Here is a 16,227-nt window from a genome sequence, read left to right as displayed (position 1 = left end):
CGCACGCTCGCGCTGTCCCTGCTCATGCTCGCAGGCTTCTCCTACTTCGTGGTCTTCCACTACGGAGCACTCGTCGGCAACGTCATCGCCTTCAAGGACTACGCGCCCTTCGACGGCATCTGGGGCAGCCCCTGGGTCGGCACCGACAACTTCCAACGCATGTTGGAGGACGGGGAGTTCTGGCACGCGGTCACCAACACCATGGTGATCGCCGTGCTCCAGCTCGTCTTCTACTTCCCCGTCCCGCTCGCCCTGGCCCTGCTGCTGCACAGCCTCACCTCGAGCACGGTGCGCCGCTTCGTCCAGTCGATCGCCTACCTCCCGCACTTCGTGTCGTGGGTGATCGTGGTCGCGCTGTTCCAGCAGGTACTCGGCGACACCGGGATGGTCAACGGCCTCCTCGGGGACGCCGGACTGCACACCGTCGACATCATCGGCAACCCGGACGCGTTCAAGCCGCTCGTCGTGGCCGAGGTGATCTGGAAGGACGCGGGCTGGGGCACGATCATCTTCCTCGCCGCCCTCTCCCAGGTCGACGAGCAGCAGTACGAAGCCTCCGCCATCGACGGCGCGGGGCCCTGGCGCCGCTTCTGGCACGTCACGCTGCCCGCCATCCGTCCCGTCGTGGTGCTCCTGCTGATCATGCGACTCGGGGACATCCTCTCCGTCGGCTTCGAGCAGATGCTGCTGCAGCGCGACGCTGTCGGCCCTCAGGCCGCCGAGATCATCGACACGTTCGTCTACTACCAGGGCATCGTCGGCGGCGACTACGGATACGCGGCTGCGGCGGGCCTGTTCAAGGGCCTCATCGGAGCCGCACTCGTGTACGCCGCGAACAAGGTGGCACATCGCCTCGGCGAGCAGGGGGTCTACAGATGAGTACGACATCGGCACGCCCCGGCTGGATGGAAAAGCCGAAGCCGCTCACGCAGGCCGGCAAGGCGATCGCACTGGTCGTCGTCGTCGCCCTCGTGTGCGTACCGTTCCTGACCATCCTGTCCACCTCGCTCGCCTCGCAGGCCGAGGTCGTCGACAACGGCGGCTGGGTCCTGTGGCCGCAGCACCCGACGTTGGAGGCGTACCGCAACATCCTCGACGGCGGCATCGTCACGCACGCCCTGTGGGTGAGCATCGGCGTCACCGTCATCGGCACGGCGCTCAGCCTCGCCTGCACGGTGATCCTGGCCTACGCGCTGTCACGGCCGAACGTCTACGGCAGCAAGCCGATCCTGCTCCTGGTCCTGTTCACCTTCCTCTTCCCGCCCGGCATGATCCCCGCGTTCCTGGTCGTCAAGGAACTCGGGATGCTCGACTCCTACACGTCGTTGATCCTTCCGGTGCTGGTCAACGTGTTCAACCTGGTCGTTCTGCGCGGCTTCTTCCAGGGCATTCCCGAGGAGATGTACGAGGCGGCCCGCCTCGACGGAGCAAGCGACCTGCGCATCCTGTGGTCGATCGTGCTGCCGCTGTCGAAGGCCGCGCTCGCCGTCGTCGGACTGTTCTACGCGGTGGCGTACTGGAACTCCTGGTTCTACGCGTCGCTGTACATGGAGAGCGGGCACTGGCCGCTCCAACAGGTGCTGCGCACCTACGTGGTGGCGGGCGAGGGCCTCACCGACACCACCACCGGCGAGGGCAAGGTCAACGCCCCGCAGACCGTTCAGATGGCGGTGCTGGTGATCGCGACCGTGCCGATCCTCGTCGTGTACCCGTTCCTGCAGAAGTACTTCACCAAGGGCGTGCTCACCGGCGCCATCAAGAGCTGAACCTCTCCTTCCTCCGTACGAGCCGCACCCGAAAGGTCGATCAGCCATGCCCGGAATATCGCGGAGAACCGTCCTGCGCACCGCGGCCGTCGCGGGAGCCGCCGCTGCCGCCTCGCCCCTGCTCACCGCCTGCTCCGACTCCTCCGGCGGCGGTGACGTCACCAACGCGGGCAAGAAGCAGGCCACTTGGCCCGCCTACAAGGCACCCACCGGCGCCAAGCCCGACCTCGCTCCGACGGAGGCGGGTGTCCAGTCCGGCTACACCCACTACCCGTCCGACCTGGCCACAGCGGTCAAGCGCACACCCGGTGACGGCAGCACCATCAAGGTCATGTCCGTCACCTTCGGCACCCCGCCGAAGGCGGCCGCCCAGAACCAGTACTGGAAAGCCGTCGAGAAGGCTCTCGGCGTGAAGATCGAGTACACGGTCATTCCGCAGGCCGACTACCAGAAGAAGATGGCCACGGTCATGGCCGGCGAGCCCGACGCGCTGCCGGACATCATCAACATGTTCTCCGGCTACACCCTGCCCCGCGAGGCCCAGTTCGTGCAGAGCCGGGCCCAGGACCTCACCCCCTACCTGTCCGGCGACGCGATTCACGACTACCCCAACCTGGCCGGCATCCCCACCCACGCCTGGCGCGACATGGGCCTGATCGGCGGCAAGATCTACGGCGTCCCGCTGGAGCGCCCACTGACCGGCTCGACTCTCTGGGTCAACCAGGGCGTCTTCACCGACGCCGGAATGAAGGCGGGCTGGACGTCCGACGACTTCGCCGCCGTCGCCAAGAAGGCCACCCACGGCAAGAAGTACGCGCTGGGCGCCGCGATCGGCTCGAACTTCTGCAACGCGGTCCATTCCGCCGCGCACAACGCCCCGCAGGGTTGGGCCGTCGACAAGAGCGGTGACTTCCAGTCCAACTACGCCGACGAGCGGTTCCGGAAGTCCATCGCGTACCAGGCGCAGCTGCGCAAGGCGGGCCTGTACCACCCCGACGCGACCTCGCTCTCTTCGCCCGACCTCAACACGCTGTTCCTGAACGGCACCGTGGCCTCCATGCAGAACGGCTTCGGCGCGTACACCACGCTGTACCCGGACTCGAAGGGGCTTCTGACGCCGACCCCCGCGCTGCCGTACGCCGTGGACGGCACGCCCGGCGGCCAGGTCGCCGCGCGCCGCTCGTTCGGCTACACCATCCTCAAGAAGGCCAAGAAGGAGCGCATCCAGATGCTGCTCCGCGTCCTCGACTACCTGGCGTCCCCCTTCGGCACGAAGGAGTGGGAGCTGCTTCAGTTCGGTGTCGAGGGCGTGCACTTCGACCGTGCCAAGGACGGTACCCCGGAGCGCACCAAGCTGGGCGAGGTGGAGAACATCACCAACCTGCCGTTCCGATACCTGGCCGAAGGCCCACAGGTGTTGTTCGTGCCGGGGCGCCCTGAAGCGGTGCGCACCCTGCACGCCTGGCAGGAGAAGGTCGTGCCGGTGACCATCCGTAACGCCGCGTTCGGTCTCGTCTCGCGTACCGACGTCGCACAGGGAGCTACCTTGCGTGCGCTGATGGACGACACCATCACGGCCGTGATCGCGGGCCGCTCCTCCATTTCCGACCTGGACGCTGCAGTGAAGAAGTGGCGTTCGCGCGGCGGCGACAAGATCGCCCAAGAGCTCGCGAAGGAGCACGCCGCCAACGCGTGATGCGGCAGACCACACACACCGACGCGAGAAAGGATCGTGGAGATGACGGCCAGCGGCCGGATCACCATCCGTGACGTGGCAGCGCGAGCACAGGTGTCTCCGGCCACGGTCTCACGGGTACTCAGTGGCAACCACCCTGTGCCGCCCACCACCCGTGCACGCGTACTCGAAGCGGCTCACGCCTTGGAGTATGTGTCCAGCACCCATGCCCGCGCCCTGGTCGGCGCGGGCCGGGCAAGTGTCGGAGTGGTCCTGCGCCACGTCACGCACGCCTTCAGTGCGCAGGTGGCCGAGGCGGTGGAAGCCGAGGCGGCCCGCCACGGCTGGCTGTGCCTGATCTCCAGCACGGACGGCAGCCCTCGCCGGGAGGCCGACTTCATACGGCTGATGCGAGAAGAGGGCGCGCAAGCCGTGATCCTGGTCGGAGATGCCACGGAAGATCACATGTATCGAAGACGCATCGCCCATTACGCTGACGCGCTGCAGTCCATCGGATCCCGGCTGGTGTTGTGCGGTCGTCCCTCCCCCGGGCCGGAATTGCCTGTCTCCGTGGTCGAGTACGACAACGCCGGAGGCACCCGTGCCATCACCGGCCACCTGCTCTCCGCCGGTCACGAACGCATCGTCTTCTGCGGTGGAACCCCCGGGAACACGGTGCTCGATGCCCGGGTGGCCGGGTACCGTGCCGCGCTCGCAGCTCATGGGCTGCCTCCGGATGCGGCCTCGGTCATCAACTGTGGCGGAGGCCGTACGCAGGGGTATCTGGCGATCAGTGAACGTCTGGCTCGACAGCCGGACTTCACTGCGGTGGTCGCGGGAGACGACCTGGGCGCCGCCGGTGCCATCCGAGCCGTCAGAGAACACGGGCTGCGGGTTCCCCACGACATCTCCGTGGTCGGATTCAACGACCTCCCGCTCGCCCAGGACCTCAGCCCCGCCCTGACCACGGTCCACACTCCCACCGAAGAACTCGGACGCGCCGCAGTACAGCTCGCGGTCGATCCCGCTGCCCCCGCTCTCGTGCTTCCCACCAGCGTGGTCCTGCGCGACAGCGTGGCCCCGCGCCGCGTTCACCCCGGCCGGGCAGCGGACGACCAGCAGCGACGCCCGCCCAGCGCGCTACTCACCAGCGAAGAGGCCACACCAGCATGACCGCGCCGCAACACAGCATCAACGTCACCTCTGCCTCGCCCACTCTGCACCGAGGCCTGTCCCCGTACACCGGCTACACGCGCGGGCACTGGGAGTCGGCGGCCGACCGTCTCCTCGCGGGGCTTCTCCCTCACGCCTCGCCGGCACGGGCCCAGTACAGCCTTCCCGGGCGGACCGGGTATGCCGGGGCGTGGTCCGACGGCCTGGAAGGTTACGCACGGTCCTTCATGCTCGCGGCATTCCGCATCGCGGGAGCCAAGGGACAGGACGCCGTCGGCAGCAACGTGATCTCGCAGTTGATCGAGCGGTACGCGGCCGGACTGGCCGCCGGAACAGATCCGGCGCACCCGGAGCACTGGCCACCGATCACCGACCGCTCGCAGTCCATGGTCGAGGCAGCGTCCATCGCCGTCGCGCTGCACGAGACCCGGCAGTGGTTGTGGGAACACCTCGACGAACGGGTACGGCACAACACCGCGGTATGGCTGGGCGGCTTCGTCGGCGCCACGACCAATGACTCCAACTGGCGCCTCTTCCAGGTTGTCGTGGAGGAGTTCCTCGCCTCGATCGATGCCCCGCACAGTCGAGCCGAGATCGACGCCGGGCTGGCGCGGCTGGACGACTGGTACCGGGGAGACGGCTGGTACACGGACGGCGACGGCCAGAAGTTCGACTACTACAACGCGCTGGCCCTGCACCTGTATCCGGCTCTGTGGGCTCGCATCGCCGGACCGCGCGCGGATGCCGGGCTCGTGGCCGTGCACCAGGAACGCCTGCGCGCATTCGTCTCTGCACACCAGCACTTCTTCGGCTCCGACGGTGCGCCGATCCACCAGGGCAGATCCCTGACGTACCGCTACGCCGCCGCGGCGCCCTTGTGGGTGGCGGCCCTGGCCGATGCCAATCCTCTGTCTCCCGGCCGTACCCGACGTCTGGCGTCCGGGGCACTCAAGCACTTCGCCGACCGCGGGGTCCCGGGCGAGGACGGCCTGCTCACGTTGGGCTGGTACCGGCCCTACCTTCCCGCCACCCAGGCCTATTCCGGCCCAGCATCCCCGTATTGGGCGAGCAAGGCGTTCCTGGGGCTGCTGCTGGATGCCGACCATCCGGTGTGGACAGCGACCGAGGAACCGGGACCGGTCGACAGCAACGACCAGGTGGTGTCACTGCCCGCGCCCGGCTGGCTGCTGCATTCCACTGCCGGCGACGGAATCGTCCGCCTGGTCAACCACGGCAGCGACCGACAGCCGCCCGCGCCCTCTGCACTCCCCGAAAGCCCGCACTACACACGGTTCGCCTACTCCAGCGCCACCGCCCCTCAGACTCCGCCCGACGATGTGCCCATGGTCGCGGACAACCACATCTGGGCTGAGGCGCAGACGGGGCCCGCAACGCGCCGCGGCCGGATCCACCCGCTGCACTGCCAGGACGATCGCGCCGCATCGTGGCACAGCGCCTCCACGCTCTCTGACCACCCCGACGTGGTCATCAGCACAGTCAGCGTGGTTCATGGCCCCTGGGAAATGCGTCTGCACCGCGTCGAGACCGAGCACGCTGTCACGATCCGCGAGAGCGGGTGGGCGGTGGCCGACGACCGTCCCATGGTGGCCGGCGAAACCGGCGACGGATGGGCGCTGGCCCGCCGCCCGGACGGACTGACCAGCGTCGTCGCCGGGCTGCTGGGCTGGGCGCGCGAAGGACAGCGACGGCCGGACACGGCCGACATCGTTCGCGACGAGGGGCTCAACGCCTTCGGCCGGCATTCGGCGGTCCCGCTGCTCACCACGACCGCAGCCGGCGTGCAAGTACTGGTCACGCTGGTCGTACTCACCCGTGATCCCGCCGTCCGGCACGACACACAGACGCTTCACCGTGGCGCACGCGCCACGTTCGGGACAGGTCAGGAACTGGTACTGACGTTCCCCGACGGCGCCCAACGCCGTGTCTCAGCAGAGCTGTTGGCCCGCTCCGTCAGCGGTGACGCGCCGCCCTCATAGGCGGAGCGCCCTGACAACAGCTCACCGACCACGGGTCGTCCGGCACATGGCCGGCTCCGGCATCTCCCCCGGAGCCACTTGTCGGCGCTCGCGCACCCCGGCTCCCCCACACCCCCCCCTTCACCTACGTAGATCTGTTCCGACCGGAGGCACCCCATGTCCGAGGGATCCCCCCTCAACCGACGCACGTTCCTCAGCGGCGCATCGATCGCCGCGGCCGCCCTCGCCCTCGGCCCCGGTGGCCGGGCAGCCGCTGCCGGTGGCCCCCGTGCCGCAACGGCCGCATCGTCGAGCGATACGGCTCAGGGGGTGGACCTGCACTGGCTGGACGGCCGGCCCGCCGCCACCACCGGCACCGCCTGGGGCGTCCCCTGGCCCGAGGGCAAGGTCGCAGCCGACACGACGTTCGCGCTGCAGGACCACGACAACGACCAGGTGCCGGTGCAGTCCTGGCCCCTGGCGTACTGGCCGGACGGGACGCTGAAGTGGACCGGCCACGCCGTGGCTTCCTCCGCCCTCGCCGACGGTTTCCACCTGGCCCCGGGAAAGCCATCAGCCCCGAAGCAGCCGGTGACGGCGAAGCGCAGTGGGGACGAGATCCGGCTGGCCAACGGCGTCGTGGACATCCGCATCGCGCGCAGCGGCCCCGTGGCGATCCGCTCGATAGCCCGCGGCAGCAGGACCATCGCGCACGACGGCCGCTTGATACTGATGCTGCAGGACGAGCCCGAGGACACGGCGAGCCCCCGACACACCGCGTGGAGCGGCGTCGTCGAGAAGGCCGAGATCGAGCAGTCCGGACCGGTGCGTGCCGTGGTAAAGCTGACCGGCAGGTACCGGCAGGACTCGTCCTCGCGTCACGGGAAGGGCAACCGGGCGATCCTCCCCTGGACGATGCGCGTGTACCTGGGTGCCGGGGACGAGTCGCTGCGGGTGATGCACCAGTTCGTCTGGGACGGCAAGGCGTCGAGCGACTTCATCCGAGGGCTGGGCCTGCAACTGTCCGTACCGATGAGTGACCAGCCCTACAACCGGCACATCCGCTTCGCCGGCCCCGACAAGGGTGTGTGGGGCGAGGCGGTCGTCGGACTGACGGGGCTGCGCCGCGACCCAGGTGAAGCAGTGCGGTCGGCCCAGATCGCCGGCACCGCGACACCGCCGGTGTCGGAATGGGAGTCCACCGTTCAGGGCGGTTGGAAGGACCTTCCGCAGTGGGGGGACTTCAGCCTGATCCAGCACTCAGCCACGCAGTGCGCGGTGTGGAAGCGCACCTCGCACAAGGCTGCCTGGCTCAAGCACGCCGGCTTCGCCGACCGTGCACCCGGGATCGGGTACGTCGGCGGGGTCAGCGGCGGTCTTGGGGTCGGTCTGCGGGACTTCTGGCAGCAGTTTCCGCGCGCCCTGGACGTCCGTGACGCCACCAAGGACACGGCGACGGTCACCCTGTGGTCCTGGTCGCCGCACGCCGAGGCGATGGACCTGCGTTCCTACGACGCGTCCAGCCACGGCCTCGACCTGGCCTACGAGGACGAGCGTTACGGCTTCGGAGTGTCCACCGGCATGGCCCGTTCCACGGACATGCAGCTGTGGGCGCTGGACGCCACGCCCTCCCGGGGCGATGTGGCCACCCTCGCTTCCACCCTCGCCCGCCCCCAGTTGGTCGCCGACCCGAAGACCTACCACGGCGTCAAGGTGTTCGGCCGGTGGAGCCTTCCCGACCGCAGCACCCCGGCCCGCAAGCAGCTCGAGGACTCGATCGCCGGCAGCGTCGACTTCTACACCGAGCAGGTCAAGCAGCGCCACTGGTACGGGTTCTGGGACTACGGCGACATCATGCACACCTACGACAGTGACCGGCACACCTGGCGCTACGACGTCGGCGGCTACGCCTGGGACAACGCGGAACTCGGTTCGGACGCGGCGCTCTGGTACCAGTTCCTGCGCACAGGAGACCCGCAGACGTTCCACCTCGCCCGGGCGATGACCCGGCACGTGACCGAGACGGACACCATCCACGCCGGGCCGTTCGCCGGGCTCGGTTCGCGCCACGACGTGCAGCACTACGCCGACGGCGGCAAGGAACCCCGCGTCTCCGAGGCCTACACCAAGCGCTTCATGTACTACCTGACCGCGGACGAGTTCATCGGCGACGCCATGCGCGTACCGCTGCAGCTGGACTCGACCCTGCTGAAGTACCCGCCGCTGCGCGACTACCTCGACGCCCCCGCAGGTGTCCCGACCGTGATTCGGCTCGGCCCCGACTGGTACGCGCTCGTGAGCAACTGGCTCACCGAATGGGAGCGCACCGGCGACAGCAAGTGGCGCGACCGCATCGTCACCGGCATGCGGGACATCGCCAAGCTCCCGGCCGGACTCTTCACCGGGCAGCAAGGGGGCGCCGTCGGCTACGACCCGGCCACCGGCCACATCAGCGACCTCAAGCTCGGCGGCGACTGGGGCAAGGTGAACCTGTCGATGGTCTTCTGCGGCGAGCAGATCATGTGGGAGACCACCGACCTGATCGACGTACCCGAATTCCGGGCGAAGCTGGTCGAGTTCTGCCGCTACGTGCAGGCACCGACCTCCGAGATCACCGACCATTTCGGCTTCAAGTTCAGTACCAGTGCCCCCGGAGTCTTCTACTCCCGGATGACGGCGTGGGCCGGCGAGCAGACCAAGGAACCGGCCGTGCAGCAGCGCGGTTGGGATGCCTTCCTCAAGAACGGCGGGGACGAGAGCTGGCCCGAACCTGTGCACGTCGACGGGTCCGCGGTGTTCAGCAAGGTCGACGAGATGCCCCGGACCAGCTTCAGCACCAACGATGTCGCCCAGAACAACCTGGCGATCATCGCGCTCCTCGCCGTCGCCCCGGACCAGGCCCCGTGACCGCCCATCGGCCCATCTCCACGCCACCTGTCTCTCGCCCCATCCCTTCAACAGGAGTGCTCATGAAGAGATTCAGCCGCCTGCTGGGCGCGCTGACCGTCACCACGGTCGCCGCAGTCACGGTGCCAGGTACCGCTGTCGCGACCGCCGGTGCCCCACTACTCAGTGACCAGATACGCCGGAACTGCACACAAAGCACCGAAAGCACTGGTCTGACCTGCTCGTTCGACGTCCCTCCGGGGGCCTACGACGTGCGCGTCACGTTGGGCAGTCGCACCGCCGCCGCGAACACCGGGCTAGAGGTCGAAGCGAACCGGACCGTGCTCGCCCCGGTGACCACGCGGGCCGGCCACACTGCCGCACGGTCCGTCACCGTCGACGTACGCACCCCCGAAAGCATGCCCGACGGGCAGGAGGGCGATGGCACCGCGGGCCTGCAGCTCAAGCTCACCGGTTCGGCGCCCGCACTCACCGACCTGCGGGTGACTCCCCGGCCGCACGCACCACGGCTCTTCGTGGTCAGCGACTCGACGGCTAGTGACTGGCTGAACACTGTCCAGCGGGGTTGGGCACAGGAGCTGCCGCAGTACTTCGGCCCGGGCCTCGCTGTCGCCAACTGGGCTGCCGCCGGATCCAGTACCGTCTCGTGGCTGCAGAACCCCGCGCTGTTCGAGGCACTCAAGCCCCGGATCCATCGGGGCGACACGGTGCTCATCCAGCTCGCGCACAACGACAAGACCACCGCCGAAGACACCTACCGTGCCAATCTCCTCAGCCTCCTCGATGGTGTCCGCTCCAGGGGCGGCCGACCCGTCCTGGTCACCCCGCCGGTGCGGCATCTGTACGACGCCAACGGGAAGATCACTGACACCGGGCGGATCGTCAACAGCCTCGGTGTGGATCTACCTGCGGTCATGCGCGATGTCGCGCAGCAGCAGGACGTACCGCTGCTGGACCTGACGGCCGACAGCACGGCACTCATGGAACAGCTCGGCCCGGACGCCTCCTGGCAGTTGTACGCCGAACTTCCCGCAGGTCGCAGCCAGACCCACTTCAACACCTCGGGCGCCACCACCGTGGCCGGTCTCGTGGCACGTGAGATCGCCCGGGCGCACCTGCCGGCGGCGCGATCCCTCAACGCACCACAGAAGACAGACGAGCGGTGACCCAGGGCGGCCCCTGACATGTCCTGAGTCATCAACCCCCAACTCACCTGTACAACCAGACAATTCGGAGTAAGCGAATGACAACGTCAAAGCGCACGACGAAAGCTCTGTTGGGCTCGGTCGCAATCATGAGCGTCCTCGCTGTCGTCACCAACTCGGCAGCCGCGAGCGAGACAACCACTGGCGACCCGCATGCGCTGGCCGGCGGCGTGTACTACGTCGCACCAAGCGGCAGCGACAGCGCAACCGGCACGAAGGACGCCCCCTGGGCCTCGCTCGCGCATGCCCAGGAAGTCGCCGAACCGGGCGACACCGTCTACTTCCGCAGCGGCACGTACAAGTACACCCACGCGAACACGACTTGTTCGAGCCAGACAGCCCGGGTCGATGCCGTCACGCTGAACAAGAGCGGCGCCTCGGGGAGCCCGATCCGCTACTGGGCCTACCCAGGAGAGAAGCCGGTCTTCGACTTCTCTGACATGACCGACGACTGCCGTATCAAGGGCTTCGACGTCACCGGCAGCTGGATCCACCTCAAGGGCCTGGAAATAGCCGGGGTTCCGCAGAACAACATCCTCAACCACGAGTCCTGGGGCGTCTGGAGCTCCGGAAGCAACAACACCTACGAGAACCTCGACATCCACGACATCACGGGACCGGGCCTGTTCCTGCAGGACGGCGGCCACAACCTCGTCCTCAACACGGACTCGCACGACAACTACGACGCGAAGAGCTCCAGCGGCGCAGGCACCAACGCCGACGGCTTCGGCGCACACATCCCCGCGGACAATCCCGGCAACGTCTTCCGGGGAAACCGGGCCTGGAACAACTCCGACGACGGTTTCGACCTCATCAACGCCCGCTCCTCGGTGACCATCGAGTCGTCGTGGGCATGGTCCAGCGGATACGTCCCGGGAACCAACACACGGGCCGGGGACGGCAACGGCTTCAAGGCTGGCGGCTACGGCGGCGACTACGTCGACTACGGGGTCAAGCACACCGTGCGTCAGTCCGTCGCCTTCAACAACGGGGCAGCGGGCTTCTACGCGAACCACCACACCGTGGCGAACGACTTCTTCAACAACACCGGATTCAACAACCACCCCGACTTCAACATGCTCGGCGTCTCGCCCAGCGGCGAGTCCACCGGTCTGGGCAAACTCCGCAACAACATCGCCTACGGCGGCACCCTGACCTCGAACCTGACCGGCACCGACTCGGCCCACAACACTTGGGACCTCGGTACACCGCTGTCCGACGGACAGTTCCAGAGCACGTCGAGCACCGGGTGGGACGCCCCCCGGCAGTCGGACGGCAGCCTCCCGTCTCTGCCGAACCTGCGCCCTGCGGCGACGAGCGACCTGATCGACCAGGGCAGCGACGTCGGACTGCCGTACAAGGGCGAAGCACCCGACCTCGGTGCATTCGAGGTCGGCTGATCCTGCTGTGCAACCTTCGGTGGCTCTCCGCCCGTTGCCGGTGCCGGCAACGGGCGGAGAGCCACCGAATCCAGCTCCGCTGCCCTCGGCCGCGGTCGTGAGCGTCCCCGCAGTCGTCAGAAACCGGGCGGGGAGCTGGTGAACAAGAACCTGGCCGGGGTGTCGGAGTCGTTGAACCATTGGTGGGGCACGGTGGCGGCGTAGTAGACCGTGTCGCCTGCGCCCAGCAGGTGTTCGCTCTCCCCGATGACCATGCGGATGCTTCCGTCGATCACGTAGACGAATTCCTCGCCCTGGTGAGTGGTAGCCGATTCCGCGGCACTGTGGGGGCCGGCCATCACCTCGTTGCAGTCCATGAGGCGGTTGCGTCCGACGCAGAAACGGACAGTGGCATCCGGCCCGAGCGGGTAGGAGCGCCCTTCCGTCGCCCGCACAACCCTGACGGCCGGGCGAGCACCGCGCTCGAGGATCTCGTGGGCCGTCGTGTTGAGAGCCTGCGCGATCCGGTGGAGGTTGATGACACTCGGCATCAGTTTGCCGTTCTCGGCCTGGCTCAGGAAGGGCTGGGACACGCCCGCTTCCTTGGCCAGCTGCGTCAGCGTGAGCTGGGCTTCCCGCCTGGCCGCACGAATGGACGCTCCGATGGATCGCGCGAGGTCCTGGTGTTCTTCGTCCTCCATGGCCGGACGCTATCAAGGCGATGTCACTGCCTGGGGAACGCCCGTAACACCATCGTCACAACATTACCCACAGAAAGAAATAATTACTTCCAAGAATATCGGCATGCCAGAGCCCCGCTCCCCAGTGGAGCCCCGCATCCCGCCTTCGGCCGTCGACAGCCACCTTCCCGCGCCGCGGCTCCTGGCCTTCGGCCTCCAGCACGTCCTCATCATGTACACCGGATGTGTCAGCGTGCCGCTGGTCTTCGGCGCCGCCGTAGGCCTCGACGCCGACACGACCGCAATGCTCATCTGCGCCGACCTCTTGATCTCCGGCCTCATCACGCTGGTCCAGAGCCTCGGCCTCGGCAAGGCCGTCGGAGTACGACTGCCGGTCGTCTGCGGCGGCTCCTTCGCGGCACTTTCACCGATGATCCTGATCGCCGGACAATACGGCATGCCCGCCGTCTACGGATCAATGCTGGTCGGCGGCTTGATCGGCATCCCCCTGGCCTGGGCCTTCGCCCGACTGCTGCGCTTCTTCCCGGCACTGGTCACCGGTTCCGTGCTCACCGTCGTGGGCCTGTCCCTGATCGGGGTGGCAGGCGGGCTCATCGTGGGCCAGGACCCCACATCCGACAGCTTCGGCGCGCCCGCCAACCTGGGACTCGCCGCCGTGGTCATGCTCGTGGCCATAGCCCTGCTGTGCCTGGGCAGGAACCTTTGGCGTCAACTGGGCGTGCTCATCGCCTTGTTGGTGGGCACGGTGATCTCATTGCCGCTCGGCCTGTACGACCTGGGATCCCTCGCACGCACCGCCTGGTTCGGTGTCCCCGAGCCCTTCCATTTCGGCGCACCGCAGTTTCCCCTGACGGCAGTTGTCGCGATGAGCATCGTCATGATCGTGGTGTTCGCCGAATCGACCGCCAGCATGCTCGCGCTCGGCGAGATCACGGGCAAGCCCGTCAACCGGGCCAATCTCGCCCGCGGTCTGACCGGCGACAGCCTCTCCGGAATCGTCGGCGCCGTCTTCAACTCCTTTGTCGACACCGTCTACACCAACAACGTCGGCGCCGTCGCCACCACTCGGGTCCACAGCCGGTACGTCACCGCCGTCAGCGGCGGCATCCTCATCGTGCTCGGCCTCATGCCCAAACTGGGAGCCCTCGTCTCGGGCCTTCCCCAGCCCGTCGTCGGGGGTGTGGGGCTGATCATGTTCTCCGTCGTAGCGGTCGTCGGCATCGACACCCTGCGCAAGGTCGATCTGTCCGACTCAATCAACATGACCATCGCCGCCGCATCGGTCGGCGTGGGTCTGCTGCCGACCCTGGTACCGGGGATGTTCGCCAGGTTCCCGGACTCCGCGCAGATCATCCTCGGAAGCGGTATCACGCTCACCGCCATCGTGGCCTTCGCACTCAACCTGCTGCTCAACCACACGCGCCTCGGCGCCAACGCCCGCCGCGCCTTCAGCACCGCAGCCTCTCCGGAACCCACTCCCCTCTGACAGCCATCGGACTCGACTCCGATCGCCCTCGGATTTCCTCCCGCCCCCTTTCGACAGGAGACCCCATGTCGCAGCACACCGCTGACAACGCTGGTGCCTTCACCGTGCCGGTCGTCGACATCAGCGCCTACGTCCTCGGCGGTACCCCAGAGGAGAAGGCCGAGGTCAGCCGGCAGATAGACGCCGCCTGTGCCACAGTCGGATTCGTGCAGGTCCTCGGCCACGGCATTCCCGAGGACACTCTCGACGGCCTGACCGACGCGGTCGATTCCTTCTTCTCCCTGTCCCTGGCCGCCAAGAAGGAATACCGGGTGGAGGGCGCCAACCGCGGGTACAGCCCACCCAAGAGCGAGTCGCTGAGCCTGAGCCTGGGGGTGGAGTCGGCCAGTCGCATGAACGACTTCTTCGAAGCGTTCAACGTCGGTACGGAAGCCCGGTCGTTCCCGCTCCTCGACCTCTCCGAGGAGGACTACGGCACCAACGTCTGGCCCAGCATCGAAGCCTTCCGGGACCAGGTCGAGTCCTATTACGGCGAGGCGGGCCGAGTGGCCCGCACACTCACCACCGTCCTCGCCGACGCACTGGACCTGCCCGGCGACTTCTTCGAGTACCTCACCGATCACTCGGTCGACGTCCTGCGCATGAACAACTACGCACTGCCGGAAGGCACCGTCACCCTCGACGGCGACCTGACCGGCATGGGCGAGCACACCGACTTCGGCATCCTCACCGTCCTGTGGGCCGACCAGGTCCCCGGTCTGCAGGTTCTGGGCAGCGACGGCGCATGGCACGACGTACAGCCCACCGACGGAGCCCTGCTGGTCAACCTCGGTGATCTGACAGCCCGTCTGACCAACGACCGCTGGATGTCCACTCTGCACCGCGTCAAGCCGCCGGTCATCGACGGCACCATCAAGCGCCGCCGCTCGGTCGCGTTCTTCCACGACGGCAACGTCGACGCCGTCATCTCCACGCTGCCCAGCCACCTCGACGCCGACAACGGCCTGGCCTACGAGCCCGTCATCATCCGGGACCACATCAAGGCCAAGCTCGCCGGTTCCCGGCAGGGCAAGGCCAACACCACGGCCGTCCGCGAAGCGGCTCGCGTGCTGGCGGCCGCGGAAAGCGCCACGGCGTGAGCGGCGCCCATGTCGTACTCATCCATGGAGCGTGGGCAGGCCCCTGGGTATGGGACACGATCACCGAACCTCTGGCAGCCGCCGGCCACACCCCCCACGCCGTGGCCCTGCCCGGCACCGGCCTCGGGCAGCCGGAGAACGTCACGCTGGACACCCTCACCCGGGCCGTGATCAGCCAAGTGGACCACCTGGAAAAGCCGTTGATCCTGGTCGGCCATTCGGGAGGCAGCGTCGTCGCCACCCAGGTCGCGGAGGAGATATCCCACCGGGTCGTCGGTGTCGTGCACGTCGCCGGGATCATGCTCCCGTCCGACCGGCCCTTCACCGAAGTCTGCGCCGAAGCAGGCCTTCCCTCCGACGTCGGCATTGGCACCCATCTGACGCTGACACCCGACGGCCGGCACAGCATCGTTTCCCCGGAGGCGGCTGCGGCGGTCTTCTTCCCTCAGGCGCCACCCGCCGCCGCGATCGCGGCGGCACGGCGGATGGTTCCACAGATGGAGACGGCCCGTCTCATCACTCCCACGTGGACCCCCGAACGCTACGGACGACTACCCCGCCTCTACGTCGAGGCGCGGCAGGACCGCTCCATCCCGCTCGCCGCTCAGCGTCACATGCAGTACCTGACGCCGAACACGGCGGTGGTCTCCCTCGACTGCGACCACGCCCCGCAACTGTCGGCGGCGGGCCCGCTCGCCGAGGCTCTCGCCTCCTTCTGCACCGTTGTGTCCGGCGCGACGCGGACAACCTGAGCCGCCGAGGGACCACTTGCCGCCGCGCCCCTCACACGAGCGGCAACAGCCGCGCCCCCGCACGTCCG

At 67.9% G+C, this 16,227-nt stretch carries 11 protein-coding genes and 1 pseudogene; 11 read left to right on the top strand and 1 reads right to left on the bottom strand.

Going from position 1 to position 16,227, the window contains the following annotated elements:
- The first annotated feature begins 24 nt into the window (after positions 1 to 24).
- The 8 genes and pseudogenes from OHA73_RS35250 to OHA73_RS35215 all read left to right on the top strand — a co-directional run bounded on the left by OHA73_RS35250 (position 25) and on the right by OHA73_RS35215 (position 12,102).
- Positions 25 to 879 (top strand): ABC transporter permease, encoded by an 855-nt coding sequence (locus tag OHA73_RS35250; protein WP_327658590.1) that lies wholly within the window; start codon positions 25 to 27, stop codon positions 877 to 879.
- The gene (locus OHA73_RS35245; RefSeq protein WP_327657109.1) at positions 876 to 1,766 is read left to right on the top strand and encodes a carbohydrate ABC transporter permease; all 891 of its coding nucleotides are present in this window, start codon (positions 876 to 878) and stop codon (positions 1,764 to 1,766) included. Before OHA73_RS35250 ends, OHA73_RS35245 begins: the two co-directional genes overlap by 4 nt.
- 46 nt (positions 1,767 to 1,812) lie before the next feature.
- The gene (locus tag OHA73_RS35240; protein WP_327657108.1) at positions 1,813 to 3,462 is read left to right on the top strand and encodes a sugar ABC transporter substrate-binding protein; all 1,650 of its coding nucleotides are present in this window, start codon (positions 1,813 to 1,815) and stop codon (positions 3,460 to 3,462) included.
- 15 nt (positions 3,463 to 3,477) lie between these two features.
- A pseudogene (locus tag OHA73_RS35235) lies at positions 3,478 to 4,614 on the top strand (LacI family DNA-binding transcriptional regulator); the annotation flags it as partial.
- A complete protein-coding gene (locus OHA73_RS35230) occupies positions 4,611 to 6,611 on the top strand; it encodes a DUF2264 domain-containing protein (RefSeq protein WP_327657107.1) in 2,001 nt (666 codons plus the stop codon). The pseudogene OHA73_RS35235 and the gene OHA73_RS35230, both read left to right, overlap by 4 nt.
- A 156-nt stretch (positions 6,612 to 6,767) precedes the next feature.
- The gene (locus OHA73_RS35225; RefSeq protein ID WP_327657106.1) at positions 6,768 to 9,497 is read left to right on the top strand and encodes an exo-rhamnogalacturonan lyase family protein; all 2,730 of its coding nucleotides are present in this window, start codon (positions 6,768 to 6,770) and stop codon (positions 9,495 to 9,497) included.
- 62 nt (positions 9,498 to 9,559) lie between these two features.
- Positions 9,560 to 10,663 carry a rhamnogalacturonan acetylesterase gene (locus OHA73_RS35220; protein WP_327657105.1) on the top strand — a complete coding sequence of 368 codons (1,104 nt, stop codon included), beginning with the start codon at positions 9,560 to 9,562 and terminating at the stop codon, positions 10,661 to 10,663.
- Positions 10,664 to 10,791: 128 nt separating this feature from the next.
- Positions 10,792 to 12,102 carry a right-handed parallel beta-helix repeat-containing protein gene (locus OHA73_RS35215; protein ID WP_327657104.1) on the top strand — a complete coding sequence of 437 codons (1,311 nt, stop codon included), beginning with the start codon at positions 10,792 to 10,794 and terminating at the stop codon, positions 12,100 to 12,102.
- A gap of 116 nt (positions 12,103 to 12,218) precedes the next feature.
- Here OHA73_RS35215 and OHA73_RS35210 read toward each other — a convergent pair whose 3' ends face one another.
- A complete protein-coding gene (locus tag OHA73_RS35210; protein WP_327657103.1) occupies positions 12,219 to 12,782 on the bottom strand; it encodes a helix-turn-helix domain-containing protein in 564 nt (187 codons plus the stop codon).
- A 103-nt stretch (positions 12,783 to 12,885) separates the two neighbouring features.
- Here OHA73_RS35210 and OHA73_RS35205 point away from each other — a divergent pair, with 103 nt between their 5' ends.
- The 3 genes from OHA73_RS35205 to OHA73_RS35195 all read left to right on the top strand — a co-directional run bounded on the left by OHA73_RS35205 (position 12,886) and on the right by OHA73_RS35195 (position 16,159).
- The gene (locus OHA73_RS35205) at positions 12,886 to 14,268 is read left to right on the top strand and encodes a uracil-xanthine permease family protein (protein WP_327657102.1); all 1,383 of its coding nucleotides are present in this window, start codon (positions 12,886 to 12,888) and stop codon (positions 14,266 to 14,268) included.
- A 65-nt stretch (positions 14,269 to 14,333) separates the two neighbouring features.
- Positions 14,334 to 15,407, top strand: a complete 1,074-nt coding sequence (locus OHA73_RS35200; RefSeq protein WP_327657101.1) for an isopenicillin N synthase family dioxygenase — start codon at positions 14,334 to 14,336, stop codon at positions 15,405 to 15,407.
- Positions 15,404 to 16,159 carry an alpha/beta fold hydrolase gene (locus OHA73_RS35195; protein WP_327657100.1) on the top strand — a complete coding sequence of 252 codons (756 nt, stop codon included), beginning with the start codon at positions 15,404 to 15,406 and terminating at the stop codon, positions 16,157 to 16,159. Before OHA73_RS35200 ends, OHA73_RS35195 begins: the two co-directional genes overlap by 4 nt.
- The last annotated feature ends 68 nt before the right edge of the window (positions 16,160 to 16,227 follow it).

Origin of the sequence: Streptomyces sp. NBC_00483, assembly GCF_036013745.1 — a bacterium.
Taxonomy (GTDB): domain Bacteria; phylum Actinomycetota; class Actinomycetes; order Streptomycetales; family Streptomycetaceae; genus Streptomyces.
The sequence above is the reverse complement of the archived record's forward strand: the minus strand, read 5'-3'. Positions and strand labels throughout refer to the sequence as shown.

What these genes read in the sequence shown, in the direction of transcription:
- OHA73_RS35250 (WP_327658590.1), top strand. Translation starts at nt 25, where the DNA reads ATGCTCGCAGGCTTCTCCTACTTCGTGGTCTTCCACTACGGAGCACTC.
- OHA73_RS35230 (WP_327657107.1), top strand. Translation starts at nt 4,611, where the DNA reads ATGACCGCGCCGCAACACAGCATCAACGTCACCTCTGCCTCGCCCACT.
- OHA73_RS35210 (WP_327657103.1), bottom strand. Translation starts at nt 12,782, where the DNA reads ATGGAGGACGAAGAACACCAGGACCTCGCGCGATCCATCGGAGCGTCC.
- OHA73_RS35245 (WP_327657109.1), top strand. Translation starts at nt 876, where the DNA reads ATGAGTACGACATCGGCACGCCCCGGCTGGATGGAAAAGCCGAAGCCG.
- OHA73_RS35225 (WP_327657106.1), top strand. Translation starts at nt 6,768, where the DNA reads ATGTCCGAGGGATCCCCCCTCAACCGACGCACGTTCCTCAGCGGCGCA.
- OHA73_RS35240 (WP_327657108.1), top strand. Translation starts at nt 1,813, where the DNA reads ATGCCCGGAATATCGCGGAGAACCGTCCTGCGCACCGCGGCCGTCGCG.
- OHA73_RS35205 (WP_327657102.1), top strand. Translation starts at nt 12,886, where the DNA reads ATGCCAGAGCCCCGCTCCCCAGTGGAGCCCCGCATCCCGCCTTCGGCC.
- OHA73_RS35220 (WP_327657105.1), top strand. Translation starts at nt 9,560, where the DNA reads ATGAAGAGATTCAGCCGCCTGCTGGGCGCGCTGACCGTCACCACGGTC.
- OHA73_RS35215 (WP_327657104.1), top strand. Translation starts at nt 10,792, where the DNA reads ATGAGCGTCCTCGCTGTCGTCACCAACTCGGCAGCCGCGAGCGAGACA.
- OHA73_RS35200 (WP_327657101.1), top strand. Translation starts at nt 14,334, where the DNA reads ATGTCGCAGCACACCGCTGACAACGCTGGTGCCTTCACCGTGCCGGTC.